The organism is Halomicrobium sp. HArcht1-1, assembly GCF_058933285.1.
On the sequence record NZ_JBZYDL010000001.1, the window covers coordinates 3,001,390 to 3,025,380 of the forward strand.

Annotated in this window: 15 protein-coding genes, 3 tRNA genes and 14 pseudogenes; 14 read left to right on the forward strand and 18 right to left on the reverse strand. The window is 67.7% G+C overall.

Annotated features, from left to right (window positions below):
* Window positions 1–2: 2 nt before the first annotated feature.
* The 5 genes from AC5FRZ_RS15675 to AC5FRZ_RS15695 form a co-directional block, all read right to left on the reverse strand.
* Window positions 3–158 (reverse strand): hypothetical protein, encoded by a 156-nt coding sequence (locus AC5FRZ_RS15675; protein ID WP_493565048.1) that lies wholly within the window; start codon window positions 156–158, stop codon window positions 3–5.
* Window positions 155–352: a sigma factor-like helix-turn-helix DNA-binding protein gene (locus tag AC5FRZ_RS15680; RefSeq protein ID WP_208628954.1), complete on the reverse strand. Its 198-nt coding sequence runs from the start codon at window positions 350–352 to the stop codon at window positions 155–157. The genes AC5FRZ_RS15675 and AC5FRZ_RS15680 overlap by 4 nt, the downstream gene beginning before the upstream one ends.
* Entirely contained in the window at window positions 349–585 is a 237-nt protein-coding gene (locus tag AC5FRZ_RS15685) for a hypothetical protein (protein WP_240936923.1), read from the reverse strand. The genes AC5FRZ_RS15680 and AC5FRZ_RS15685 overlap by 4 nt, the downstream gene beginning before the upstream one ends.
* 176 nt (window positions 586–761) lie before the next feature.
* Window positions 762–837: transfer RNA gene (locus AC5FRZ_RS15690), tRNA-Ile, on the reverse strand.
* A gap of 124 nt (window positions 838–961) precedes the next feature.
* Window positions 962–1,034: transfer RNA gene (locus AC5FRZ_RS15695), tRNA-Asn, on the reverse strand.
* A gap of 92 nt (window positions 1,035–1,126) precedes the next feature.
* Here AC5FRZ_RS15695 and cca point away from each other — a divergent pair.
* A pseudogene (gene cca / locus AC5FRZ_RS15700) lies at window positions 1,127–2,478 on the forward strand (CCA tRNA nucleotidyltransferase).
* On the opposite strand, the gene AC5FRZ_RS15705 reads toward cca, so the two are convergent.
* The 4 genes and pseudogenes from AC5FRZ_RS15705 to AC5FRZ_RS15720 form a co-directional block, all read right to left on the reverse strand.
* Complete coding sequence (locus AC5FRZ_RS15705; RefSeq protein WP_170092785.1) at window positions 2,457–3,464, reverse strand: histone deacetylase family protein; 1,008 nt, start codon at window positions 3,462–3,464, stop codon at window positions 2,457–2,459. The pseudogene cca and the gene AC5FRZ_RS15705 sit on opposite strands and share 22 nt — an antisense overlap.
* Window positions 3,465–3,901 (reverse strand): annotated as a pseudogene (locus AC5FRZ_RS15710) (histone).
* Between the two features lie 55 nt (window positions 3,902–3,956).
* Window positions 3,957–5,402 (reverse strand): annotated as a pseudogene (locus AC5FRZ_RS15715) (single-stranded DNA binding protein).
* Window positions 5,403–5,604: 202 nt separating this feature from the next.
* Window positions 5,605–6,015 (reverse strand): hypothetical protein, encoded by a 411-nt coding sequence (locus AC5FRZ_RS15720; protein WP_493565049.1) that lies wholly within the window; start codon window positions 6,013–6,015, stop codon window positions 5,605–5,607.
* A 187-nt stretch (window positions 6,016–6,202) separates the two neighbouring features.
* Between AC5FRZ_RS15720 and AC5FRZ_RS15725 the strand changes: the two genes are divergently transcribed.
* Window positions 6,203–6,275 (forward strand) — tRNA-Arg (locus AC5FRZ_RS15725).
* 103 nt (window positions 6,276–6,378) lie between these two features.
* Here AC5FRZ_RS15725 and AC5FRZ_RS15730 read toward each other — a convergent pair.
* Entirely contained in the window at window positions 6,379–7,164 is a 786-nt protein-coding gene (locus AC5FRZ_RS15730) for a phytanoyl-CoA dioxygenase family protein (protein ID WP_493565050.1), read from the reverse strand.
* A 227-nt stretch (window positions 7,165–7,391) separates the two neighbouring features.
* Between AC5FRZ_RS15730 and AC5FRZ_RS15735 the strand changes: the two genes are divergently transcribed.
* From AC5FRZ_RS15735 to AC5FRZ_RS15745, 3 genes and pseudogenes are all read left to right on the forward strand, one after another.
* Window positions 7,392–7,661, forward strand: coding sequence for an Ig-like domain-containing protein (locus AC5FRZ_RS15735; protein WP_493565051.1), 270 nt, complete (start codon window positions 7,392–7,394; stop codon window positions 7,659–7,661).
* A 37-nt stretch (window positions 7,662–7,698) separates the two neighbouring features.
* Window positions 7,699–8,306 (forward strand): annotated as a pseudogene (locus AC5FRZ_RS15740) (DUF309 domain-containing protein).
* A 60-nt stretch (window positions 8,307–8,366) separates the two neighbouring features.
* Window positions 8,367–8,611: pseudogene (locus tag AC5FRZ_RS15745) on the forward strand (DUF8593 domain-containing protein).
* Between the two features lie 87 nt (window positions 8,612–8,698).
* On the opposite strand, the pseudogene AC5FRZ_RS15750 reads toward AC5FRZ_RS15745, so the two are convergent.
* Both AC5FRZ_RS15750 and azf read right to left on the reverse strand, forming a co-directional pair.
* Window positions 8,699–8,821 (reverse strand): annotated as a pseudogene (locus AC5FRZ_RS15750) (NAD(P)-dependent oxidoreductase); the annotation flags it as partial.
* A gap of 97 nt (window positions 8,822–8,918) precedes the next feature.
* Window positions 8,919–9,684: pseudogene (azf, locus tag AC5FRZ_RS15755) on the reverse strand (NAD-dependent glucose-6-phosphate dehydrogenase Azf).
* Between the two features lie 90 nt (window positions 9,685–9,774).
* On the opposite strand from azf, the gene AC5FRZ_RS15760 reads away from it, so the two are divergent.
* The 3 genes and pseudogenes from AC5FRZ_RS15760 to AC5FRZ_RS15770 all read left to right on the forward strand — a co-directional run bounded on the left by AC5FRZ_RS15760 (window position 9,775) and on the right by AC5FRZ_RS15770 (window position 11,756).
* The gene (locus tag AC5FRZ_RS15760; RefSeq protein WP_493565052.1) at window positions 9,775–10,128 is read left to right on the forward strand and encodes a dihydroneopterin aldolase family protein; all 354 of its coding nucleotides are present in this window, start codon (window positions 9,775–9,777) and stop codon (window positions 10,126–10,128) included.
* Between the two features lie 61 nt (window positions 10,129–10,189).
* A complete protein-coding gene (locus AC5FRZ_RS15765; RefSeq protein WP_493565053.1) occupies window positions 10,190–11,203 on the forward strand; it encodes a DUF7544 domain-containing protein in 1,014 nt (337 codons plus the stop codon).
* 98 nt (window positions 11,204–11,301) lie between these two features.
* Window positions 11,302–11,756, forward strand: a pseudogene (locus AC5FRZ_RS15770) (DUF5790 family protein).
* A 71-nt stretch (window positions 11,757–11,827) separates the two neighbouring features.
* Here AC5FRZ_RS15770 and AC5FRZ_RS15775 read toward each other — a convergent pair.
* The 5 genes and pseudogenes from AC5FRZ_RS15775 to AC5FRZ_RS15795 form a co-directional block, all read right to left on the reverse strand.
* The gene (locus AC5FRZ_RS15775; RefSeq protein WP_153554692.1) at window positions 11,828–12,547 is read right to left on the reverse strand and encodes a creatininase family protein; all 720 of its coding nucleotides are present in this window, start codon (window positions 12,545–12,547) and stop codon (window positions 11,828–11,830) included.
* 54 nt (window positions 12,548–12,601) lie between these two features.
* The gene (locus AC5FRZ_RS15780; RefSeq protein WP_372480062.1) at window positions 12,602–13,117 is read right to left on the reverse strand and encodes a DUF6789 family protein; all 516 of its coding nucleotides are present in this window, start codon (window positions 13,115–13,117) and stop codon (window positions 12,602–12,604) included.
* Between the two features lie 169 nt (window positions 13,118–13,286).
* The gene (locus AC5FRZ_RS15785) at window positions 13,287–14,486 is read right to left on the reverse strand and encodes an outer membrane protein assembly factor BamB family protein (protein ID WP_493565054.1); all 1,200 of its coding nucleotides are present in this window, start codon (window positions 14,484–14,486) and stop codon (window positions 13,287–13,289) included.
* Between the two features lie 101 nt (window positions 14,487–14,587).
* Window positions 14,588–15,741 (reverse strand): annotated as a pseudogene (gene trpB, locus AC5FRZ_RS15790) (tryptophan synthase subunit beta).
* Between the two features lie 70 nt (window positions 15,742–15,811).
* Window positions 15,812–16,348, reverse strand: a complete 537-nt coding sequence (locus AC5FRZ_RS15795) for a GNAT family N-acetyltransferase (RefSeq protein ID WP_170092799.1) — start codon at window positions 16,346–16,348, stop codon at window positions 15,812–15,814.
* 140 nt (window positions 16,349–16,488) lie between these two features.
* Between AC5FRZ_RS15795 and AC5FRZ_RS15800 the strand changes: the two are divergent.
* Window positions 16,489–17,508 (forward strand): annotated as a pseudogene (locus AC5FRZ_RS15800) (NADP-dependent oxidoreductase).
* 237 nt (window positions 17,509–17,745) lie between these two features.
* Window positions 17,746–18,329 (forward strand): annotated as a pseudogene (locus tag AC5FRZ_RS15805) (mechanosensitive ion channel family protein).
* 252 nt (window positions 18,330–18,581) lie between these two features.
* On the opposite strand, the pseudogene AC5FRZ_RS15810 reads toward AC5FRZ_RS15805, so the two are convergent.
* Window positions 18,582–18,926: pseudogene (locus AC5FRZ_RS15810) on the reverse strand (deoxyuridine 5'-triphosphate nucleotidohydrolase); the annotation flags it as partial.
* A gap of 263 nt (window positions 18,927–19,189) precedes the next feature.
* On the opposite strand from AC5FRZ_RS15810, the pseudogene AC5FRZ_RS15815 reads away from it, so the two are divergent.
* From AC5FRZ_RS15815 to rimI, 4 genes and pseudogenes are all read left to right on the forward strand, one after another.
* Window positions 19,190–21,164, forward strand: a pseudogene (locus tag AC5FRZ_RS15815) (aconitate hydratase).
* A 501-nt stretch (window positions 21,165–21,665) separates the two neighbouring features.
* Window positions 21,666–21,953, forward strand: coding sequence for a GNAT family N-acetyltransferase (locus AC5FRZ_RS15820; protein WP_493565055.1), 288 nt, complete (start codon window positions 21,666–21,668; stop codon window positions 21,951–21,953).
* 61 nt (window positions 21,954–22,014) lie between these two features.
* Entirely contained in the window at window positions 22,015–22,614 is a 600-nt protein-coding gene (locus AC5FRZ_RS15825; protein ID WP_493565056.1) for a sterol carrier protein domain-containing protein, read from the forward strand.
* Window positions 22,615–22,931: 317 nt separating this feature from the next.
* Window positions 22,932–23,418, forward strand: a pseudogene (rimI, locus tag AC5FRZ_RS15830) (ribosomal protein S18-alanine N-acetyltransferase).
* Window positions 23,419–23,991: the final 573 nt, after the last annotated feature.

Sequence of the window (23,991 nt, forward strand, 5' to 3'; positions counted from 1 at the left end):
GCTCACCTCGCTCGTGCATCCTCGTCGAGCAGGCCCTGGACGGCCCGCTCGACTTCTGCTTGACTCTCTCCGAGTGGCTGCATCTTCGCCCAGTCGAAACGCAGGGGTTCGCCCCTCTCGGCGTCGTAGAGTCGTGACGCCCGGACGAACTCGCTCACGCCGCGTCACCTCCCAGTCGGCGACGAGCCCGCCGAAGCAGGTTGCCCACGGTACCGGGAGATCGACCAGTCTTCCGTGCGTACTCGCGGACACCGAAGCCGTCCTGCTCGATGGCTTCGTACACCTCTTGCTGGGCGTCAGACAGCGGTGACAGGTCTTCCTCGTACTCGAATAGCGACGACTGGTACCTCACCGCCAATCCCTCCCGAAGCACTCCGGATTGCCACAGAGCTTGTAGTGTGGGCGGTACGCGGCGATCGGAACGTCTGTGAAGTCAGCATCCTCGCGATAGTCCGCCTCGGGACAGGCCGGCCGTGGCTCGTCGCTGTCGGGGTCCTGTCGGTGTAGTGTGTCGGCGTACTGTGAGCGGTTCCGAACGCCGCGGTCGGTGTCAACCTGGGCGTCGACGGTCGCGCGCTGGCTCACGCCGACCACCCCGTTTCGGTTTGGAAATTCGCCGGACGGCGGCGACCCCCGATTAATTCCGTATTCGAGTCAGCTCTGAACCGGGGTTTTTCGCTAACCCAATTTGCCTGCTTTCGACCAGTATAGGCGTCACTCGTCGAAATTTCGGTTCGGCCAGGAATCAGGCAGTTGCTTGATGGGCCCTGGCGGATTTGAACCACCGCTCAATCGGTTATGAGCCGATCGCTTTGAACCAGACTAAGCTAAGGGCCCTGGTACGTTCGTATCCCACCGGCCGACAAAATTCTACCGTCTCGTTGCGGCAGCGGCGAGACACTCGCCACGGGCCGCTCGACGGAGCTGAGCGACTGGCTCGGGGAGTCGACGACGGGAGAAGCGCCACCGCCAGGGCTCGAACCTGGGACAACCACGTTAACAGCGTGGTGCTCTACCAACTGAGCTACGGCGGCTCTGTCCCACCATAGCCCGAGTTGTTAAATAGGACTTTCGCTTTCCGTCGTCCATCGACACGCTTTCACGCACTCCTCGCAAAGCCGGGGGCATGAGCGACGAGGTCGACGCCGTGGTCGAGCGGGTTCGCGAGCGGGTGACCCCTGGCGACGACGAGCGCGCGGCGTTGCAGGCGGTCGCGGACAGACTCACCGAGCGGGCCGAGGACGCGATCGCGTCGTTGCCCGTCGACGCCCACGTCGTGCGGGTGGGCTCGACGGCGCGCGGGACGTGGACGGCGGGCGATCGGGACCTGGACCTGTTCGTCTGTTTCCCGCCCGAACTCGACCGCGAGGAGTTAGAGGAGTACGGGCTCTCGGTCGGCCACGCCGTGTTGCCGGCGGGCCACGAGGAGTACGCCGAACACCCCTACGTCAAGGGCACCGTCGACGGGTACGACGTGGATCTGGTCCCGTGTTACGACGTCGCCGACGCGGCGGCGATCCAGTCGGCGGTCGACCGGACGCCGTTTCACACGCGCTATCTCGCCGAGCGACTCGACGAGACGCTGGCCGCGGACGTGCGGGTCTGCAAGCAGTTCATGAAGGCGATCGGCGTCTACGGCAGCGACCTCAGGACGGAGGGGTTCTCCGGCTACCTGACGGAGCTGCTCGTGCTCGAACACGACGGGTTCCGGCCGCTCGTCGAGGCCGCGGCGGCGTGGACGCCGCCGGTGGCGTTCGATCCGGCCGACCACGGGCAGGAGAGCTTCGACGATCCGCTCGTCGTGATCGATCCCACGGACCCGGAGCGAAACGTCGCGGCGGTGCTGTCGGCCACGCAGCTGGCGACCTTCCAGCACTACGCACGCGAGCTGGTGGCCGAGCCACGAGCGGACCTGTTCGAGTCCAGCGAGCCCGAGCCCGTCGACGCCGAGACAGTCCGGGCGTGGTTCGAGCGGCGGGGGACGACGCCGGTCGCGGTGCGGTTCGACGCGCCGGATCTCGTCGACGATCAGCTCTGGCCCCAGCTCGAACGGTCGCTGTCGGGAGTGACCGACGCCTTGAATCGACGTGGGTTCGACGTCCTCCGCTCGACGGCGTTCGCAGACGAGACGGCCGTCTTGCTGGCGGAACTGGAAGTGGCCGAGCGGCCCACGATCGAGCGCCACGAGGGCCGCCGGTCCACGTCCGAGACCACGCCGAGGGATTCTACGAGAAGTACGCCGCCGCCGACGCGACGGGGCCGTACGTCGACGGGGATCGCTACGTCGTCGAACGCGACCGCGAGTTCGCGACGGCGTCGGCGTTCCTGCGAAGCGACGCGCTGTCGAACGTGGCGCTGGGGACACACGTCGCGTCGGCGCTCGAAGCGGAGTACGAGGTACTGGTCGGCGAGGCGGTCGCGTCCCTGGCAGGCGAGTTCGGCGTCGAACTCGCGGACTACGTCGACCCGAAGCCCTGATCGACCAGGGCGTCGAGCACGTCGCGGGCGTCCTCGCTGACCGACCCGTCGGGCTGTGAGGGCTGGTAGCCGTCGAAGACCTCGTGGACGGTGGTGAGGCTGTCGGTCAGGGTGTCGAGGCTGTAGCCGCCTTCGAGAACGAAACCGAGGCCGGCGTCACAGCGGTCGGTGAGCTCGCGCATCCGCTGGGTGAGAAGTCCGTACCCCTCCGAGGAGACCCGCATCCGGGAGATCGGATCGTGGCGATGGGCGTCGAAGCCGGCGCTGACCAGCAGGAGGTCGGGATCGAACGACTCGATCTCCGGGGCGATCAGCTCGTCGACGGCAGCCAGGTAGTCGACGGTGTCGGCACCGGGGTCGTAGGGGACGTTGAGTGTCGTCATCGCGCCGTCGCCGGTTCCCGTCTCGTCGACGTCGCCGGTGCCGGGGTACAGGCCGTCTTCGTGGATCGACGCGTAGAAGATGTCGTCGCGGTCGTAGCAGATGTCCTGGGTCCCGTTGCCGTGGTGGACGTCCCAGTCGAAGATCGCGACCCCCTCGGCACCCTCGTCGAGTGCCGACTGGGCCGCGACGACGGCGTTGTCGACGAAGCAAAAGCCCATGGCGTCGTCCGCGACCGCGTGGTGGCCGGGCGGACGGCCCAGCGCGAACGGCGTCTCGCGGCCGTCGTCGCCCTCCAGCGCCGAGAGCGCCGCCCACTCGGCGAGGCCGGCACTGGCGAGTGCGGCCTTCCAGGTGTCCTCGACGGCGACGGTGTCTGCGTCCCAGTTGCCCCCACCATCCTGACAGAACGTCTTGATCTCCGCGACGTAGTCGGGATCGTGGACCTTGCAGATCAGTTCCTCGTCGGCGTCGCCCGCGGCGACGTACTCGACGCCGTGGTATTCCGCGAGACCCCGCCTGATCGCCCGGAGGCGGTCGGCACTCTCTGGGTGGCGCGGACCCGTGTCGTGGTCGAGGCAGACCTCGCGGTAGCCGAAGTTCATTCAGTAGTACTGCCGCAGTTCGAAGTACGTCTCGACGTCCTCGGCCTTGATCGTCCGCCGGTCGGCGTGGCGGGCGAGCGTCGCGGCGGCGGCCGCCACGTCGTCGGCGTACGCTTCGAGGATGTCGGCGAGTGCGACCCGGCGTCCATCGCGACCCGGTAGCTGTCGTCGATGTCGAGCCGTGCGATCCGGTCGACCGGCGCGACCGGCAGCTCCAGTTCGTCCTTGTCTCGGACGCCCTCGGCGTCGAAGTCCTCGGGCATCAAGGTCTTTCGTCCGTCCGCCGTCGCCGTCTCGGCGGCGGCGGCGGCCAGTCGTGCCCCGTACTCCTGGATCCGGCGAGCCAGTTCCTCGGCGGCTTCGGCACTGACACGCAACCCACCCGCGTTCCGCCGGATCACCGAATCGACCGGCGCGAACGGTAGCTCGACGCTCATACACAAAGGCGGGACTGTCGCAGCCTTAAGAGTTTCCGTAACTGCGCTCGGCGCGTCAGAACACGTCGTCGGCGTCGAGTCGGTCGTCTCGGAGGGTCCCGCGGGCCGTGACCTCCTGACCGAGCTGGACGCGTTCGGCCGTCTCGACGCTCATCGTCTCCTCGCCGTCGTCGAGTACGACCGGGTCGCCGGTCTGGACGACCGTCCCGGTGAACTCGATCGTCTCGCCGGCAGTGGTCTCGTCGTCGCTCTCGTCGGTCGCCGTGGCGGTGCCCCGTCGGCGAAGTCGTCGAGCCCCGCCGAGGCGCTGCCGCCGTCGGCACTCGTGGCTCCGGTCGCCTGTCCCCCGCCACCAGCGCCGCCGTTGCCCGGAGCACTGGCGGCACCGTCGAGGACGACCACGGTCGACTGCCAGCCGGCCGACGCTTCCTTGTCGTCCTGCCAGCCGTCGTCGATCTCCACGTCGGCCGCGAGGATCTCGTCGCCCGGTGCGATCTCCTTGTCGGCCTTCTCGCCCCAGAGCGCGACGCGGATGTCGCCGGTCGCGTCCTGAATCCGGACGTTGCGAACCTGGCCCTCGCTGCCGTCGTCGCGGTCGAACGTCCGCTTCGGATCGGCCGAGCGAACGACGCCGGCGATGTCGACGGTCTCGCCGATCTCGACGTGCTCGATCGCGGCGGCGTCGGGCTCGAAGGCGACCGCCTCGTCGATCTCGTCGACGGCACCGTGGTCGCCGACGTGGAGTTCGAGACTCCCTTCGCGCTCGCGGACGTAGCCGTCGACGATCTCGACGGCCGTCCGGGATCGATCTCCTCGGCACGGTCGGCCCGGTCGTCCCACAGGGTCACCCGAACCCGACCGGTCTCGTCGCCGATCGTCAGGTTCGCGACCCGGCCCTCGCTGCCGTCGTCGCGGTCGAACGTCCGGATCGAGTCGGTGTCGAGGACCACGCCGCGCACGTCGACGTCGGACTGGCCCATGCTCAGGGCGTCGATGGTCGACCCCCCGCCGGGCTCGACGTCGACGGTCGCGTCCTCGTCGGGTTCGGCCTTGTCGACGGAGACCTCCAGCCCGTTGTACCCTCCTTGGGCCGGCCGGCGACGCGCAACACGTCGCCCACGTCGAGTTGTCCTTCGTCGATCGACTCGGCTTCCTGGTCCCAGAACGCCAGCCGGACCGAGCCCGTCTCGTCGGCCGCCTCGACGTTGATCACGCGACCCTCGTCGGGTTCGTCCTCGCCGTCGCCGTCCCGTTCGAAGGTGCGCAGATCGCCGACCGACATCACCTTCGCGATGAACTTCACCTCGTTCATCCCCGGCTCGATGTCGGCGACCGCGTTGACCTCGTTCTCGTTGAGTTCGTGTGCGAGCAACATCGCGGCGGTCTCCTCGTCTGCGAGCCCGCCCATCTGCTCGACCTTCTCCTCGACGGCCTCGCGGAACTCCTCCTCGGAGACCTCGTCCGTCTCGAGGTCCGCGTAGATGTCTCCTATCGCACCCATTGATGTACACAAGGCAAGGTTGGCCGCCGCTTAAGCGTTGTCGTTACGAGAACGCACCGCTCGCGTCCGGTGGTTTCCGCCCTCGGCTCGGTAGCATAGCGGCGATGGGTCGCGTTCCGGGATAAACGCACGGACCGCCAGGGTGGTCACGCCGTCGCCGTCGCGACCGTCGCCACGCCCTCGTCGGTCTCGTGTGTGACCGTCACGCTCCCGGCAGGCCGTCGGAAAAGGTCGCCGTGACCCGGTACTCGATCTCGGCGATACACTGGACGACCGGACCGCTGTCGTCCCGTGGTTCGACACCGACGGCGACGGTCAGTTCGTCGTCGTCGGCGTCGTAGCTGGCCGCCGACAGGACTGCCGTCCAGCCGGGGTCCGGAGCCCAGATCGTTCCCGAGACGGCCACGTGCTCCCCGAACGACACCGTCGCGTCGCTGGTCGTCTGGCCACAGTCGTTGCGCTGTACCACGATCGTCGCGTCGTCCAGTGTCGGAGTCATGGCTGTCTGGGTCGTCCGCTGTCGCCGGTCACCGCCGTCGCTGCCGGACACACAGCCCGCCAGCCCCGCCGCCCCGAGCCCGACGAGCCGGATCAGTGTCGTTCGACGGTTCACGTTCACCACGAGAACGGCTGAAAGTAATTAGCTTGTGGTCGTTCGTACGGTGGACGCCCTCGCCGCGTGGCCGTGGGACGCTCCGAGTCGCGTCGACGACGCCACGGCGACGACACTCGTGGTACCGTCCCGCAGTGCCCGATCGAACCGTAACCCCTTTACAGCACTCCCTCTTCGGTTAGAGTGAGTCCGGGTAGGGTAGTGGACTATCCTCTTGGCTTGCGGAGCCAGGGACCAGCGTTCAAATCGCTGTCCGGACGTTTTCCTTTCACTACACTGCGAGTGACGACTGTCCGTTCGTGCGACGACGAGAAGTGACGGGCGATATCGCTGTCAGGACGTTTTGCCGGTCAGAGAAACCACCTACACACAGCCGGGGAACTCTTCGCCCCGGATGTGGACGGAGTCCACCCAGTCGGGCCGGTCCTCGGCCGGCGTCGTGAACCGCGAGCGGGCGTCCATGTAGGACACGATGAGCGCGCGCCGCCACTGGTCGGTCGTGTTGGGGGCGGTGAAGTGTGGAACCAGGCAGTGAGCGAAGAGTGCGTCGCCCGGTTCCATCGGCACGGCGACGGCGTCAGAGCGGTCCACGTCGTCCTCGGCGATGACGATGTCCGTGTCGTAGTCGGCGGCCTCGTGGCCCAGCAGGCCGTCCGTGTGCGCGCCCGGCACGACGTTCATACAGCCGTTCTCGGTCGTCGCTTCGTCCAGCGCGATCCAGACGGTGACGTGGTCCATCGGCTGGATCGGGTAGTAGGCCGCGTCCTGGTGGAATCCCTTCTCGCTGCCGACCGCCGGTGGTTTGAACATCGCGGCGCTGCGCAGGAGCTTCAGGTTCGGCCCGAGCAGTTCGGCGGCGGTGTCCGTGATCGTGGCGTCGTGGGCGACCGAGCGGAACACGTCGTCGGTCTCGACCATGCCCAGCCCCTCGAACTTCCGTACCGCGTCGCCCGTGTGCCCGACTTCGATCTCGCCGCGCTCGACGGCCGGCTCGATCTGTGACTGGAACCCCTCGACGGCGCGGTCGCCGTGAGTGTACGCTCGCAGGCGACGCTTCACGCGGTCGACCGTCTCGGCGTCGAGGGCGTCCTCGACGACGACGTAGCCGTCTCGCTGGTACTGTTCGAACTGCGCGTCGGTGAGTGACATGCTGTCGACTCTGTGGTACCACCAACTAATGCTTGCGGTCCCGGCCCACAGAAAGCACTTGTCCGGGCGGCCGGATCGACCGGCGTGAACAGACGTGCCCTCCTCCGAGCGGCCGGTCTCGGCGTCGCGACCCTCGCCGGCTGTGTCGAGTCGCCCGATCCCGACGTGACGCCGACCGCCGAACCGACGACGAGTCCCACCCGCCGCCGGACGATCCGATCCTGCTGGTGCTCGCGAACGGGAGCGGCGAGGCGACGGTCACCGTGACCGTCGCGCGCGGCGAAACGATCTCCGAGGAGACGGTGTCGCTGGACGCAGACGAGCGGCGAGAACTCGACCCCGGTATCGACACGGCGGGCGAGTACGAGCTCGCGGTGTCGGTCGAGGACGGCCCCGACCGGACCGTCTCGCTCCCGATCGACGCCTTCGACGTGCGCCAGGGGTCGAACGTGATCGTCGGACTCGGCGGCGACGTCGAGGTGCTGATCGAGGAGTAGACCCAGGCGTTTTGCCCGCCGGGATCGAAGCCCGTGCATGCGCGATCACCTGCGGGCGGGCGTCGCGATCTACAACGAGGGCCGGTACCACGCGGCCCACGACGCCTGGGAGGACCACTGGCTCGACCTGTCCCAGGGGACCGACGACGAGCGACTACTCCACGGGCTGATCCAGTTCACCGCGGTCGTCCACCACCTCGACGACGAGAACCACTCCGGGGCCACGGGGCTGGCCGAGAGCGGTCGGGCGTACCTCGCCGACCTGCCGGCGACGTATCGAGGATCGAACTGGACGCCGTCCGGTCGTTCCTCGGTCGCGTCGCGACGGCCCCGCGGGAGGTGACACCGGACGACGCACCGCCGCTGGTCTACGAGGGCCAGCGGTTGACCTACGACGATCTTGACTTCGCGGCGACGGCCGTCGCCGCGAGAGTCCTGGCCGAAGGCGAGGACGAGCACGCCGTCGACGCCGGCATCGAGTACGCCCGCGAGGAGGTCGCCGCCGACGAGAGTGGTCCCTACACCGGACTGATCTTCGCGTTCGTGCGCGAACCCGACCGCCGGCCGATCGTCGCGACCAGACTCGGCGAACACGTCCAGCGCCGCGAACACCGCGAATCGGACGTCGACGGACTGTTCGAGTGATACTGCCGCCCTCTCCCCTTCGAGAAGATTCTTGTAGGACGGCGATGCAGTACAGATGCTATGTCAGTTCTATCGACAGCAGACGAGGGGAAGTTCCTGATGGACAACGAAGCCGAGCAGATCGGCGTCGTCACCGAAGTCGACCCCGACGAGCAGGTGGCCTACGTCGAGCCGGACCCGGCATCGCCGAGAGCGTGATCCAGGGCTTTGGCTTCGGCGACGCCGACGAAGACGACATCGAGGTCCCCGCCGACTCCGTCGAGACGGTCACCGACACGGAGTTGCGCGTCGCGATCGATCTGTGAGCCCGCCGCGCCGAGCTGTGTGACAGAGGTCGTCTCGTTCCAGCGTCGTGACCATCAGCGTCGGTCACCGGGAGCGAAAAGAAGGCTTCAGCCGTCGGTCTCGACCCGCTCGCCGCCGTCGAAGTGCGCGGAGTTGTCCCGCGGTTCGTAGCCAAGCACCTCTTTGGCTCGCTCCAGCGAGTAGTACTTGCGGTCGTTGTCGGAGACACCGACAGACTCACTCCGTTCGTCTGTCGAGCCCTCGCTCGCTCCGCTCGCGAGGATGCCGTAGACGATCTCGACCCGCTCTCCGGGCGCGCTGTGGACCTCACTCCGCCCCGGCTACGCGCTCCTCGCCGTCGAAGTGCGCGGAGTTGTCCCGCGGTTCGTAGCCAAGCACCTCTTTGGCTCGCTCCAGCGAGTAGTACTTGCGGTCGTTGTCGGAGATGCCGTAGACGATCTCGAAGTCGTAGTCGGCGACGAGGGCCCGGTCGTGGATGTGGGCACAGTCGCGGTAGGAGAGCCACATGGCCTGCCCGCGCTCGTAGTCGATCGGCGGGTGTCCCTTCGTGAGATTGCCGATGCGGACGTTGCACACGTCGATCCCGTACTCGTCGTGGTAGTACCGGCCGATGACCTCGCCCGTGGCCTTCGAGACGCCGTAGAGGTTCCCGGGCGGGGAACTCGGAGCCGTCGAGACGGAAGTCGTCGTGCGTGCGATACAGGTCGGGCTTGCGCTCGTCCTCGTAGGCCCCGACGGCGTGGTTCGAGGAGGCGTAGACGAACCGCTCGACGCCCTCGTCGATGGCCGCCTCGTACATCTTCTGGGTGCCGTCGATGTTGTTCGCCAGCACGGAGTTCCACGGCGCGTCGGGTCGTGGATCCCCGGCGAGGTGAATGATCGCCCCGACGCCCTCGACGGCGGCCCGAACGTCCTCGTCGTTCGCCACGTCACCGACGACGTAGTCGTGATCGGGCTCCTCGACGGGCGGACTGTGATACATGAGCTTCCACTCGTAGTCGTCTTCGAGCCCACCGAGGATAGCCTCCCCAACCGCACCGCCAGCGCCCGTGAGCAGAACAGGCTCGTTCATTCAGGTAGATGCTACGGCGGGGGCGATACGTACCTTGCGGTTTCGGCGCTCTCTCGACAGTCTTTCGTCAGGTCGCCCCCACCGACGGGTATGGACCCGACAGATCCACAGGTCGCGTGTTTCGAGGCGGGCGTGAAGTTCGGCTCGCTGTACCACCAGTTCGCGGGGACGCCGATCAGCCCAGACAGCGCCGACTCGCTGGCGGCGGCGATGGCCGAGGCCATCGAGAACCAGCCCCACTGCGAGGACGTGTCCGTGGAGATCCGCGAGGAGGCGCTCCGTGCCGAGATCGAGGCGCAGTCGGCCGATTACACCGAGTTCACCGGTCGCTTCGCCGAGGTAGAGATGACGGTCGACTACGAGGGCGTCGCCGTCGAGACGAGCATGCGGATGGACGGCGACTATCCGCTGATGGCGGTCGACGACGTGGCCGCCCCCGAGTAGCGTCCGCGAGGTGTGTTCGAAAAGCGATAATTTTAGTGCCGTCGTCGCTGTACCGTCGTACATGGGATACGCTGCCCTGGATGCTATCGACGACGCAATCGAGGCCACGAAGGGGTTCCTCCTCCCCTTCGATCGCGGAACGTGGCTTCGTCTCGCAGTGATCATGTTCTTCGTCACCGGCGGCGGTGGCGTCCTGAACAACGCAAGCAACGTACCGCAGTTCGCCGGCAACGGTGACCTCGGGACCGCGCCGAGTGCCGGAGCAGGGAGCGTGACGCCCGACGCCGCGATCGGGCTCGGGGCCGTCGCTCTCATCGGGGTTGCCGTCCTGTTTGCCCTCCTGCTGCTGTTTGCTTCGCCGATCATGGAGTTCGTCTTCGTCGAGTCGCTGTTCGAGCGCGAGGTCCACGTCCGGCGGTACTTCTCGCGCAACGTCGGCAACGGCCTCCGGCTGCTTGGCTTTCAGGTCGCGATCGTCCTCGCCGCTGGGGTGTTCGTAGTCGGACTGTTCCTGGTGGGACTGCTGGTCGCTGGCGGCGTCGACAACGTCGCGGCGTCGCTGGGCCTGTTCGCGTTGGCGATCCCGTTGATCGTGCTCCTGGTGATCGGCACCGGGATCGTCAACGGGTTCACGACCGTGTTCGTCGTCCCCATCATGCTGGCGGAGGACCGCGGCCTGCTCGCTGCCTGGAGTCGGCTGTGGTCGTCGATCACCAGTAACCTCGCGGAGTACCTCGTCTACCTCGTCGTCAGCGTGTTACTGGGGATCGGCGTCGGGATCCTCGGCAGCATCGTCATGCTGTTCGCGCTCGCGCTCGTGGCGATTCCGTTCGGGCTCGTCGCCTTCGGCGTCTACACGTTCGCGGCGTTCAGTACGGCCGCGATCGCGGTCTATGCCGTGCTCGGACTGGCCTTCTTCGTGGTGGCGCTGCTCGTGGGCGGACTCGTACAGGCACCGCTCCAGTCGTTCCTGCGCTACTACGCGATGCTGGTGCTCGGCGGCGTCGACGACGATCTCGACCCGATCCCCGAGGTTCGCGAGGAGTTGCGAGCCGACGAAACCACGGTCCGGTAGCGTCTTTCGGTTTCGTCGCACCTGGACCGCTACCCGCTTGCGGTTACACTTTCACTTTCAGGCGGGCTTTTAATTCCCCGCCGTGTGAACACGTGACCATGAGCCAATCGACGCTCGACGACGACGAACTGTTCGGCGAGGCCGCCTCCGAGATGCGCGACGACGTCGAGGCCTCACTCGACGAAGCACGCGCGGTCCTCCCGGTGGCCGACGACATCTGGGACGTCGACGCCGACAACACGCTGGGCGTGCTCAACGCACTGAAAGGCGCACTCGACGTGGAAGACGCCGAAGAACACCTCAGAGACGCCAAGAAGTGGTACACGATGGGCGAGCGTGCCGACGCCTTCGAGGACGCCGGTGACCTCGAAGAAGACATCGCCGCGCTCGAAACGCTGCTCGAAGACGTGGAGACGGCCCGCGAGCAGGTGGGCGAGCTGACGAGCACGATCCCACAGCTCCGGGGACCCTCGAAGAGTTCGCCGAAGACGCGGACGAGGAGACCGACGACGCCGAGGCCGACGCCGACGCAGACGCCGAGGCAGAAGCCTAGGCTATAGTAGCCAGTGAAAATCGATGCACACCCGATCGCACGACAGCAGTGCGATCGGTGTGTCGATCGTTTCAATTGGTACTATCGCGGTCTCTGACACTCGCCAGCACGTCCGCCAGCGCCTCGCTCGCCGCGTCGAGCAACGCCGCGCCGCGGTCGGCACTCGCCGCTCGCGGATCGCCGACCGTCCCGTTCTCGCTGAACTCGTCGGTGTCGTAGGCCAGATTGACGCCGTGTTCGAACTCGCCCCACGAGTCGGCGGCGTCGGCCGCGCTGGCTTCGAGGCGGTCGCTCCGGACGAGTTCGGGGTCGGTCGCCAGGAGGAGGCTCGTCTCGACCGGGCCGCCGTGGCCCATGTCCGGCGCGTCGACGGCGTCGAACCAGGTCAGCGGGACCGCGTAGGCCGTCCCGTCGCGGGTGACTCGCCCGCAGATCTCCCGGAGCGCGTCGACGTTGCCGCCGTGGCCGTTGACGACGACGACCCGATCCCAGCCGTGGCTGGCGAGGCTCGCGATCGTCTCGCCGACGTAGTCCCGGAAGGTGTCCTCGCCGACCCACAGCGTCCCAGCGAAGTGGCGGTGTTCCTCGGCGACGCCGACCGGGATCGCGGGCGCGACGACGACCTCGCCGTCGTAGGCCTCGGCCCCGGCTTCGGCGACGGCCTCGGCCGTGAGAACGTCGGTCCCCAGCGGGCCGTGGGGGCCGTGCTGTTCGGTGCTGCCGACCGGGAGGACGGCCAGGTCCGTGTCGAGATCCGCGGCGTCGGTCCAGGTGGCCTCGGAGAGGTGCATACGCGTGTGTGGCCGGCGAGGGAGACAAGCGTACCGCTCTCGGCCGCCGCGAGATCAGACGATCGAGTTGGGCCGGGTCCGGAAGTACTCGAAGACGAGTCCGAGGCCGACGCCGTAGACGACGTGTGCCAGCAGCGTCAGGACGGCGTAGCCGACGAGCGCGAGGCCGGACTGGCCGGTGTAAAAGCCCAGTACGAAGCCGGTCCAGATCGCGAACCCGAAGAACGCGCCGCTGACGGGGTCTCGACGACCGGGCAGGTACCCCTTCAGCGAGGCGTACAGCAGCGGCCAGGGGGCCATCCCACCGGCGAGGAAGATGAGATAGCCCGCGAGGATCGGTGGGACCAGTTCCTCGATACCGACGAGTTCGGTCAGCAGCGCGAACGCCGACCGTTCGAAGACGCCGAGACTCTCCGCGATGAGGAAGACGACCGTCGACAGCGCCGTCCCGACGAGCCCGCCCGCCGCGCCGACGACGCCGTCGCCGACGATACCGATCAGGCTGTCGAACTCCTCGGTTTCGCTCAGTTCGTCGACCGGATCGTCGACGCCGTGCGATGGACCAGACATGCCGTGGTATACCGTACCAAGCAGTAAAAATCCCCCGAACGTGTTAGACGGTTCACGAGTTTGCCGGAGATCGGGCGCGAGAGTTCGAAGGGGTCGGACCGTCGGCCGTTCGTCTGTGGCCCGCGTCGTCACCCGGAAGGGCGAGTCGTCCCGCAACGTATCGGCGGTGTCACTCCGGAACGTCTCCGATGGCGACGAGGCCGTCGGTGCTGCTGGTCGCGAAGAACACGGCACCGTCGGCGAGGATCGGTCCGATCGAGGGCGTGTGGAAGCCGTCCATCACGTAGTCCCAGCGCGCCTCGCCCGTCTCGCGGTCGAACGCGGTGATCGTCCGGTCGGTGGACTCGCCGCCGTCGGCCATCGCGACCACGGTCTCGGTCCCGACCGAGAAGCCGTCGGTGTACACCCACTCGTCGTAGTGCCACCGGGTCGTTCCGTCGGCGATGTCGACGGCGGTGAGTCCGTCGTCGCTGGTCACGAACGCCGTCGTGCCGTCGGTAGCGACCGTCGCGTCGAAGGTCGTCCCGTCGTAGTCGAACGAGTGGAGTTCGCTGCGGCGGTCGCCCGTCTCCCGGTCGTGGACGACGAGCGTCCGGTCGTCGACGACGAGGAGGCCGTGGTCGGTCACGACCGGCGCGCTCGGGGCTCGTCCGTCGAGCGAGCGCGTCCAGCGGACCGATCCGTCGGCGAGCGCGAGCGCGGCGAGCGTGTCTGTCCCGTCGACGCTGCCGACGGCGTAGATCGTCCCGTCGGCGATGGCGGGTGTGACCCGCTGGCCCGGCAGTTCGGGCGCTTTCCAGCGCCGTTCGCCGTCCGTCGCCCCGAACGCCTTGAGGCCGTCGGCGTACGGAACGACGATCGTCCCAGACGCCGCGACGGCGAGCAGTTGCGCAAGCGACGTGTCGAGCCCCTCGACGGCGCGCTCCCAGTCGACGCCTCCCTCCTGTCGGTCGAGGGCGACGAGGCCGGAGTCGTGTGCGACGACGAACCGGCCGTCGACGAGGGCGCGTCCGTGACGACCCTCCCTGCCGAGCGTCGTTCGCCACTGTTCGGTGCCGTCCTGTGCGTCGAGCGCGATGGCACTGCCGTCGTTGCTGGGATCGAAGTTCGTGGTGTAGATCGTGCCGTCGGCGATAACCGGGTCCCAGCGCGTGAACGCCGAAGACGTCCACGCGAAGGCCGCCCGCGAGGGCGCGGAGACGGCCGGGGCGAACGTGTTGGCGGCGTCCGCCCCGTGCTGTGTCCAGGAACCGCCGGGGACCTCGGGCAGTGGCGTGTTCCCTCCGCTCGTCCACGGAAGCGCCGACAGGCATCCAGAGAGGGCCGCCGTGCCAGCGCAGGTCGTCGTCAGGAACGTCCGTCGATCCATACTAGCGCTTGAAATAATATTTTGATAAATCCGGCGGAATCGAACAGCGGAACCGCGACCGGGGGGTCGCGAAATGCTGCACAGACGGACAGCCGGTAGTATCAGGCGAGATCGAACTGCTCTGCGGCCTGTGCCATGTCCTTGTCGCCCCGGCCGGAGAGGTTCACGAGGATCGTCTCGTGGTCGCCGTCCTCGGCCAGTTGCTTCGCGAGCGCGAGGCCGTGGCTCGTCTCCAGTGCGGGGATGATTCCCTCGGACTCGGAGAGTTCGCGGAACGCGTCGAGCGCTTCCTCGTCGGTGATTCCGCGGTACTGTGCGCGGCCGAGTTCGCGGAACATGGCGTGTTCCGGGCCGACGCCGGGGTAGTCCAGGCCCGCCGAGACGGAGTGGACAGACACGTCGTCGTCGATGACCCGCGTCTTCATCCCGTGGAGGACGCCCTCGGAGCCCGCCGCGAGCGGCGCGGCGTGGCGCTCCGAGTCCGCGCCCTCACCGCCGCCCTCGCCGCCGTAGAAGGCCACGTCGTCGTCCCGGAAGGCGTGGAACAGCCCCATCGCGTTCGATCCGCCGCCGACACAGGCCACCGCGGCGTCGGGCAACTCACCCGTGCGTTCGCGGAACTGCTCGCGGGCCTCCTCGCCGATGACGCTCTGGAAGTCCCGGACCATCCGCGGGAACGGGTCGGGGCCGACGACACTGCCCACGAGATAGTGGGTGTCGTCGACGTTGTGAGCGAAGTCCTCCAGAGCGACGTCGACGGCCTCGGCCAGCCCTCCTCGCCCTGGGTCACTTCGTTGACTTGCGCACCCATCAGGCGCATCCTGAAGACGTTCATCCGCTGGCGCTCGACGTCTTTCTTGCCCATGTAGATCTCCGTGTCGAGGTCCAGCAACGCGCCGGCCATCGCCGTCGCCGTGCCGTGCTGGCCCGCGCCGGTCTCGGCGATCAGTCGCTCCTTGCCGGCCTGTTTGGCCAGCAGCGCCTGTCCGAGCGTGTTGTTGATCTTGTGGGCCCCGCCGTGGAGCAGGTCCTCGCGCTTGAGGAAGATCTCCGCACCCCAGCGGTCGCTGAGCGTCTCCGCGTGAAACAGGGGCGTCGGTCGCCCGGCGAACGATTCGAGCAGGTCCCGGAGCTCCGTCTGGAACGCCGTCGTCTCTCGAATGTCGTCGTAGGTCGTCGCGAGCTGTTCGAGCGGTGCTACCAGCGGATCGGGGACGTGGCGGCCGCCGTACCCCGCGAAGTCGCCGTCAGACATATGCGGACCCTCTACCGCCCGCGGTCTTAAATCTTCTATCGTGAGACAGCCCGCCGCGACGGCGGCGCGCTCACAGCGTCTTCTCGAAGTGGATCAGCTCGTACTCGCCCTGTACCGAGCGGTCGACCTCGCGATAGCCCGCAGCGGGGTAGAACCGTGCCGCCGCTTCCTGCCGGACGGCCGTCGTCGCCAGCAGCGTCTCGAAACCCAGCTGGGCCGCCCGTCGTTCGAGAGTCGCCAGCAGGTCTCGGCCGTGGCCACGGCCCTGCATCGGCGGGGCGACGCGCATCCGGTGGAGTTCGGCAGCGCCGGGGACCGTCCGCTCGTCGTCGTGGCCAGACTCCGAGGGCAAGAGCCCGCCCATCGCGACCACCGGTCCGTCGAACGTCTCTGGGACGGCGGCGTCGCTGTCGTCTTCGCCGTCTCCGATACCGACCAGAAACTCCCCGCCCGCGTCGAGGTACTGCGTCTCGATTGCCCGGAGATCGTCGGTTCCGGGCACGTCCGCCGGATCGGTGCCGGCGACCCGCATCGCCCACTCGTGGAGTTCCCAGACGGCGTGGGCGTCTCGCGGGTCGTACTGTCGGAGGGTCAGCTCGCTCGCCATCGCTCTGTCTGGGGGTGTTCGGCGAGTGGCTTCAGCCTGCCGGCTGGCGCTGGATAGTGATTCACTTCGCGCCCAACAACGCACACAAACGGACGTGCGGTGTCCGAAGCCACTTCCGGGTGCCCGCCGAAGTGAGGCCGATGTCAGACACCAACCGCGTCTTCTTGCTTGCGGAGCGACCCGACGGACGACCGGACGAGGACACCTTCGAGCTGGCAGAGCGCGACGTGCCGACGCCAGGCCCCGGCGAAGCACTCGTCCGGACGCTGTACCTCTCGGTCGACCCCTACATGCGCGGTCGGATGGACGCCCGCGAGTCCTACGCCGATCCGTGGGGCGTCGGCGATCCGATGGAGGCCGCCGTCGTCGGGAAGTCGTCGAGTCCAACGGCGCGGGCCTCGAAGCGGGGACCGTCGTCACGGGTGAACTCGAATGGGCCGACTACGCAACCGCGCCGGGGACGGAAGCTTGTACCCCATCGACCCCGAGCTGGCCCCGATCTCGACGGCGCTGGGCGTGCTGGGCATGCCCGGCCGCACGGCGTACTTCGGGACCAAGGAGATCGCACAGCCGACCGCGGGCGACACGTTCGTCGTCAGCGGCGCGGCGGGCGCGGTCGGCTCGGTCGCCGGCCAGATCGCGGGCCTCCAGGGCGCTGACGTGGTCGGCTTCGCCGGCTCCGACGAGAAGGTCCAGTTCCTCGAAGACGAACTCGGCTTCGACGCCGGCATCAACTACAAGACGACCGACGACTACGGAGCGGCACTCGACGAGGCGGCCCCGGCGGCGTCGACGCCTACTTCGACAACGTCGGCGGCCCGATCACCGACGCCGTCTTCACCCGACTCAACGTCGACGCTCGCGTCGCCGTCTGTGGGCAGATCTCCCAGTACAACGCGACCGAACTCCCGACCGGCCCGCGCAAGCTGGCGACGCTGGTCGAGAAGCGCGCCGCCGTCGAGGGGTTCCTCGTCGGCGACTACCAGCCCCGCTTCGAGGCCGCGACCCGGCAGCTGGGCGAGTGGGTCCAGACCGGCGACGTCCAGTACCGCGAAACCGTCACCGAGGGCCTGGAGAACGCCCCCGACGCCTTCCTCGGCCTCTTCGAGGGCGAGAACATCGGCAAGCAGCTGGTGAAAGTCGCCGAGCGGGACGCCTGACACAGCCGCAGTCGTCCGGACAGCGGTTCGCGCTCTCGTCACGACCACCGCGCGACCGTGCCGACCGTCACGGAGCGTGCGCCGCTGGCGTCGCGTGATACTGCCGGCTGTCACTTCGTGACGATCTTCGCCACCCGGGTGGCGAAATCGGTCACAGATTTACAGCCGGTAGTATGAGGAGGCGGCTCGCTCGCCGACACCCCCACGCTCTTTCGGGCGTGAGGCGTAGTCGAGGCCATGTTGCAAGAAGCGACGCAAGCGCCGACCGTCGAGCCGTCGACGAGCGCCATCCTCTCGGAGTTCGTCGACGGGATCGTCGTGGCAGTGCCGCGGCTGCTGTCGGGACTGCTCTTTCTCGTGCTCGCCTATCTCACGATCAAGCTCGTACTGGCGGTCGTTCGGTCGGTCGTCGATCGGCTCTACCGGGACGAGGAGCAGCTAATCGTCGACCTCGTGGTCACCGTCGTCGGGATCTTCCTGTGGTTCGGGGCGATCCTGGGGCTCCTGAAGGTCGTGGGGCTGGGCGATGTCGCTGCCAGCCTCGGCACCGCCAGCGGCTTCATCGGGCTGGGTGTCGCGTTCGCACTCAAGGAGATGATCGCCGACACTGTCGCAGGGGTGTACCTCCTGCAAGACGAGGACTTCTCGGAGGAGACCGCGTCGAGACCGCGTCGGTGACGGGCCGGCTCGTGAGTATCGACCTCCGGAAGACCCGGATCGAGACCGACGAAGGGAACCTCGTGGTCGTCGCCAACCGCGACGTCGAGAAGCGCTGGACGCGCCACGCTCGGGCCGACCAGGACCTCGATGCGGGCCGCTGAGGCGCGGACTACGCGAAGTGCGATTCGGCGTCGGCTTTCGCTCGATCGACGACGAACGCCTCGGCCTGGGTCATCGCCCGCAGCGCCTCGTCGGTGTAGTCGACCGTGATCGACGGGAGCGCGCGTGCCAGCCCGCCCAGCAGGTCGCCGGGGTCGATGTCGATAGTCAGTGCGTAGGCCTCGGGCGAGGCGTGCAGCGGTTCGGTGAAGGCAAACTGGGCGTCGATCAGGTCCGTCGTCGCCTCCCAGTCGTAGGCGGTCGCCGCGGCCCTCGTAGCCGGCGTCCCAGACGGCAGTGTGGAGCATACAGGAGTTGCGCATCAGCGACGAGCGCGGGTAGACGAAGCCGACGTGGCCCTCCGGGACGGCGACCCGTTCGCCGTACTCGGCGACGTACGCGCCGGGTTCGAGCCGGTAGACGCCGTCGTCGGGCTCGATCTCGGTCCGGTCACCGACGTGCTTGTCGCCGCGTTCGATCCGACCCGGCTCGACCTGTTCGGACACCGCCGCGAGCGTCAGGTCGACGCCGTTTGGCTGGACCTGTTCGGGTCGCAGGTCACCCAGTGCCTCGGCGACGAAACGTCCGCTCTTGTACATGCCCGATCGGTCGGTAACCAGCGTGATGAGCCTTCCGAGACCGCCACGTCGAACCGAGGGACGCGAGACGGATCCGGATGAACAATGGTTCGGATTTCCCGAGCAGTATCGAACGATCGGCAAAGATCCTCGGCGAGAGTCGCGAGAAACTGAGTAGATACGGAAGCTGACCGGCGCAAAAGGCCACAATTCGGCAGACACCGCTCGAAAACTCGCGGGAATACGCGGGATTTATACGCGCGCGCCGTCGACTCACGGACGTTATGGGACAGACGCTCACGGAGAAAATCCTCGACGATCACCTCGTCGAAGGCGAACTCACGCCCGGCGAGGAGATCGGGATCGAAATCGACCAGGTGCTGACACAGGACACGACTGGAACGCTCGTGTGGCTCCAGTTCGAAGCGCTGGGACTCGAAGAGGTCCAGACGGAACTGGCCGCCCAGTACTGTGACCACCAGACCTACCAGTTCGACTTCAAGAACACGGACGACCACCGCTTCCTGCGCTCGGCCGCTGGGACCTTCGGTGCCCACTTCTCCCGGCCCGGCAACGGTATCTGTCACAACGTCCACAAGGAGAACTTCGCCGCGCCCGGCAAGACGATGCTCGGCTCGGACTCCCACACGCCGACCCCGGCGGCCTGGGCGAACTGGCGATCGGTTCGGGCGGCCTCGACGTGGCCGTCGCCATGGGTGGCGGTGCCTACTACATCGACATGCCCGAGGTCGTCAACGTCCGCCTCGAAGGCGAGCTGCCCGAGTGGGCGACCGCCAAGGACGTCATCCTCGAACTGCTCCGCCGGCTCTCGGTCAAGGGCGGCGTCGGCAAGGTGCTCGAATACACCGGCCCCGGCGTCGAGAGCCTGACCGTCCCCGAGCGGACGACCATCACAAACATGGGGACCGAGCTCGGTGCGACCACCTCGATCTTCCCGACCGACGAGCAGACCGAGGACTACCTCTCGCGCCTCGGTCGCGAAGACGAGTACGTCGAGCTCCAGCCCGACGACGACGCCGAGTACGCCGACGAGATCGTCGTCGACCTCTCGGACCTCGAACCGCTCATCGCACAGCCGTCCATGCCCGACAACGTCGTCCCCGTCGAGGAGGTCGAGGGCGTCGACGTCGAGCAGGTCATGATCGGCTCCTGTACGAACGGTGCCTACGAGGACATCCTCCCGGCCGCGAAGATGCTGGAGGATCGCAACGTCGACAAGAAGACCGAGATGATCGTCGCGCCCGGCTCCAAGCAGGCCTCCGAGATGCTGGCTCGCGAGGGCTGGACGGCGGAGATGATGGCCGCTGGCGTCAACTTCTCGGAAGCGACGTGTGGTGCCTGTATCGGCATCGGCCACGTCCCGGCTTCGGACTCGGTCTCGCTGCGGACGTTCAACCGCAACTTCGAGGGTCGCTCCGGTATCGAGGACGACTCCGTCTACCTCTGTTCGCCCGAGGTCGCCACCGCGGCGGCACTCAAAGGCGAAATCGTCGACCCGCGCAACCTCGCCGACGAACTCGGCGATCTGGACGCGCCGGGCATCGAGCCGCCCGACGAGTACATCGGCAACTCGAGTCGGACCTCATCGCGCCCGACGAGGCCGTCGACGACGAGCTCATCAAGGGCCCCAACATCGGCGACGTGCCGCTGAAGGACCCGCTGGGATCGGACATCGAGGGTGAGGCGCTCCTCAAGATGGAGGACAACATCACCACCGACCACATCATCCCGGCGACGGCGGACATCCTCAAGTTCCGCTCGAACATCGACAAGCTGAGCGACTTCACGCTCTCGCGTGTCGACGACACCTTCGCCCAGCGCGCCAAGGACAACGACGGCGGCGTCCTCGTCGCAGGCGAGAACTACGGACAGGGGCTCCTCGCGCGAACACGCGGCCCTCTGTCCGATGTATCTCGGCATCGACGCCGTCCTCGCACAGAGCTTCGCCCGCATCCACAAGGCGAACCTCTTCAACTTCGGGATCGTTCCCCTGGAGATCGACGCGGACACCTACGAGCAGATCGAGCAGGGCGACGACGTCGAGATCGTCACCGACGTGGCCGACGCCATCCAGTCCGGCGAGACGGAGTTCACCATCCGTGTCAACGACGACTGGGAAGCGAGCGCCACGCTGGACGCCTCCGAGCGCGAGCGCCGGTTCTCGCCTCCGGTGGCAAGCTCACCCACACGAAACAGCAGTACGAGGACGACAGCGGCGCGGCACCCGCAGACGACTGACGGGAGACGCCGAGCATCGCGAGGGCTCCGACAGCCGAACAGCGCATGCGCGGCGCGTTGCGCCGCGCATGCCGAGGCGGTGAAACCGCCTCGCACGCGCCGTGAGGCGAGCGAGGTTCTGAGCGTAGCGAAGAACCTCGCCCTCGTGATCGGAGCAGCCAGGAACCGCGTCCGATCGGGACGACACGAACCGCGCACATTTTTGTCGGAGTCCGGCGACGGGAAGCGACGGCCATGCGGCGACGAGACGCCCACGGATCGGTAGACCCCAACGCTTGTTGACCTCGCCGCCGCCTCGACACCATGGGCACGTTCCGCAGCGTCACCGAGGACGAACGGGCGACACCAGCGGATCAAAGATCACGTCTGGGGCGACGGCGGCGTCCCCGACCCGGACGAGACGGTGCCGCGGGCGCTGGGCGAGCGGTGGGCCTACGTCGAAGACGGGCGGTTCCGCTCGATCTGTGCACTGCTGGAGATCGACGTGCGTCTCGCGGGCGCGTGGCGGACGATCGGCGGGATCAGGGGTTCGTCACACCGCCGGAACACCGCGGGCAAGGATACGGACGGCGACTCCTGCGTGCGGCCGTCGGAGAGTTCGCCGACCGCGGGCTGTCCTACGCAGTCTTGTGGCCCGCGTCGATCGACTACTACCGGGAGCGTGGGTGGGGACTGGTCCACACCGAGACGGCCTACGCCTTCCCACCGGCGGCGATGGCAGATCCCGGCCCGGCGGGACGCTTCGAGCGCGTCGGACCGGACGACTTCGGACGCCTCGAAGCGGTGTGAGGCTGACGCCAGCGACTACGAGCTGGCGCTCCGACGAACCGAGCGGTGGTGGCGCGAGCGGGTGCTCGACGACGCGTGGGCCTACACCTGGACGCCGGACGGGGACGACGGGCCCGCGGGCTACGTCGTCTACAGGCTCGACCGCGACGCCGAGACGCTGACCGTCGAGGGCTGGCCACCCGGAGCGAGCGGGCGCGCCGACAGCCTGCTTGGCTTCCTCGAACGCCACGCTCCACAGGCCGACCGCGTGGAGTGGGCGTGTCCGCGGGAACGGCGGCTGCTCAGAGAGGCCGCCGACCCCGACGCCGTCGAGGCGTCGGTCGAGCCGAGCGAGCGGGTACGTCGTCGACGTACCGACGGCGATCGAGACGCTCCCCGCCGAGCGAGGGCCGGCCGAAGCGGTGACGGTGGAGGTGACCGATCCGCTCGCGCCCAGTTCCGAGTCGAACCGGACCTGACGTGCCGGCGACTCGAACCCGGAGCGACGACCGACGAGCCCGGTCTCGTGGTCGACTCGGCCGTCCTGGCACAGTTGTACGTCGGAACGCTGTCGATCGAGACGGCGGCGGCCCGCGAGGTCGTCACTGCGACCGACGACGCCGTGGCTGCGCTGAGCGGGACGTTCGGGGCGCGAGACGTGTACGTGAGCGATTTCTTCTAGCGGCGAAAACGAAAGTGGGGTGGGATGGTTGGGGGGATGTGGGGGTAGCACCCAGTTGGGTGCGTTTACTCTTGCGTCCTTGATAGTTAAGAGCTTTTTGGCACGATGTGAGACGTACACGCCGGTCGCAGGAGCGAACATGTCCCGTGTCCCAGGACCAAAGAATAGAGGGTCTGTCGTACTACCGGCTGTACATCTGTGAATGATTTCGCCACCCCGGGTGGCGAAGCTCGTCACGAAGTGACAGCCGGCAGTATCAGTCACCGGGAACCCCGAGGCCGCCATCCATTAGTGAGCCCGCGACGTAGAGAGCGGCAGTGACGACCGTTCCCGACAGCGATACGGAGCCGCCGACGGTCCGTCCCGCGACGCGGTCGGACCTGCTGGCGGTCCATCGGATCGAGTCGGCCGCGTTCCCACAGGCCGTTCTCCGCGTTCGAGAGCTACGTCGGCGAACCCGGCTTTCTGGTCGCCGTCGACGAACGCCACGACGAGCCCGAACTGCTCGGTTACGTCGTCGCCGACACCGTCCCCAACCACGGGACGCCGCTGGGCCACGTCAAGGACCTCGCGGTCGAGGAAGCGTACCGCGGGCAGGGGATCGGTCGACGACTGCTCCGGCGTGCCATCGACGTGCTCGAAGACGCCGGAACGGGCTCGGTCAAGCTCGAAGTCCGAGTCGGTAACACGGCCGCACGCTCGCTGTACCGGTCGTTCGGCTTCGAACACCGCCGGACGATCCCCAACTACTACGGCAACGGCGAGGACGCGCTGGTGATGATCCGGGCGCTGGAGCCGGAGTGAGACCGCGAGGAGACCGCCAACGCTTTCGCCCCCACCCGACGAACGCTTCGCATGGACACCGAGGCGACAGTCCTCGCCGAGCACGACGGCCTCCGCGTGGTCGGTGGGTACCCAAGTACGAACGCGACCGACGTGACGATCGAAGACCGGACAGTGACACTCGCACCGGATCCCCGCGACGCCGGCCACGAGTGGTTCTTCTACTGGAACGTCACCGTCGAGAGCGATACCGAGCGGACGGTCGACGTCGCGTTCGATCGCGAGGTCGTCGGGCCCTGGGGACCAGCAGTCAGTCGGGACCGGCGGACCTGGTCGTGGCTCGGTGCCGACGCCACCGACGACCGGCGTGGCTTTCGCTACGGGTTCGGGGCCGACGAGCGGGCCGCGTTCGCGTTCTCGGTACCGTACGTCCGCGCGGACTTCGAGCGGTGGTGGAGGCTCCGATCGGCAGCACGAACGCGTCCACCGGGAGCGGCTGACCACGACGGCGAACGGCCGAGCGGTGCCGCTCCTACGGATCGGCGATACAGCGGCGGAAACCCACGTCGTCGGCGCCTGCCGCCACCACGCCTG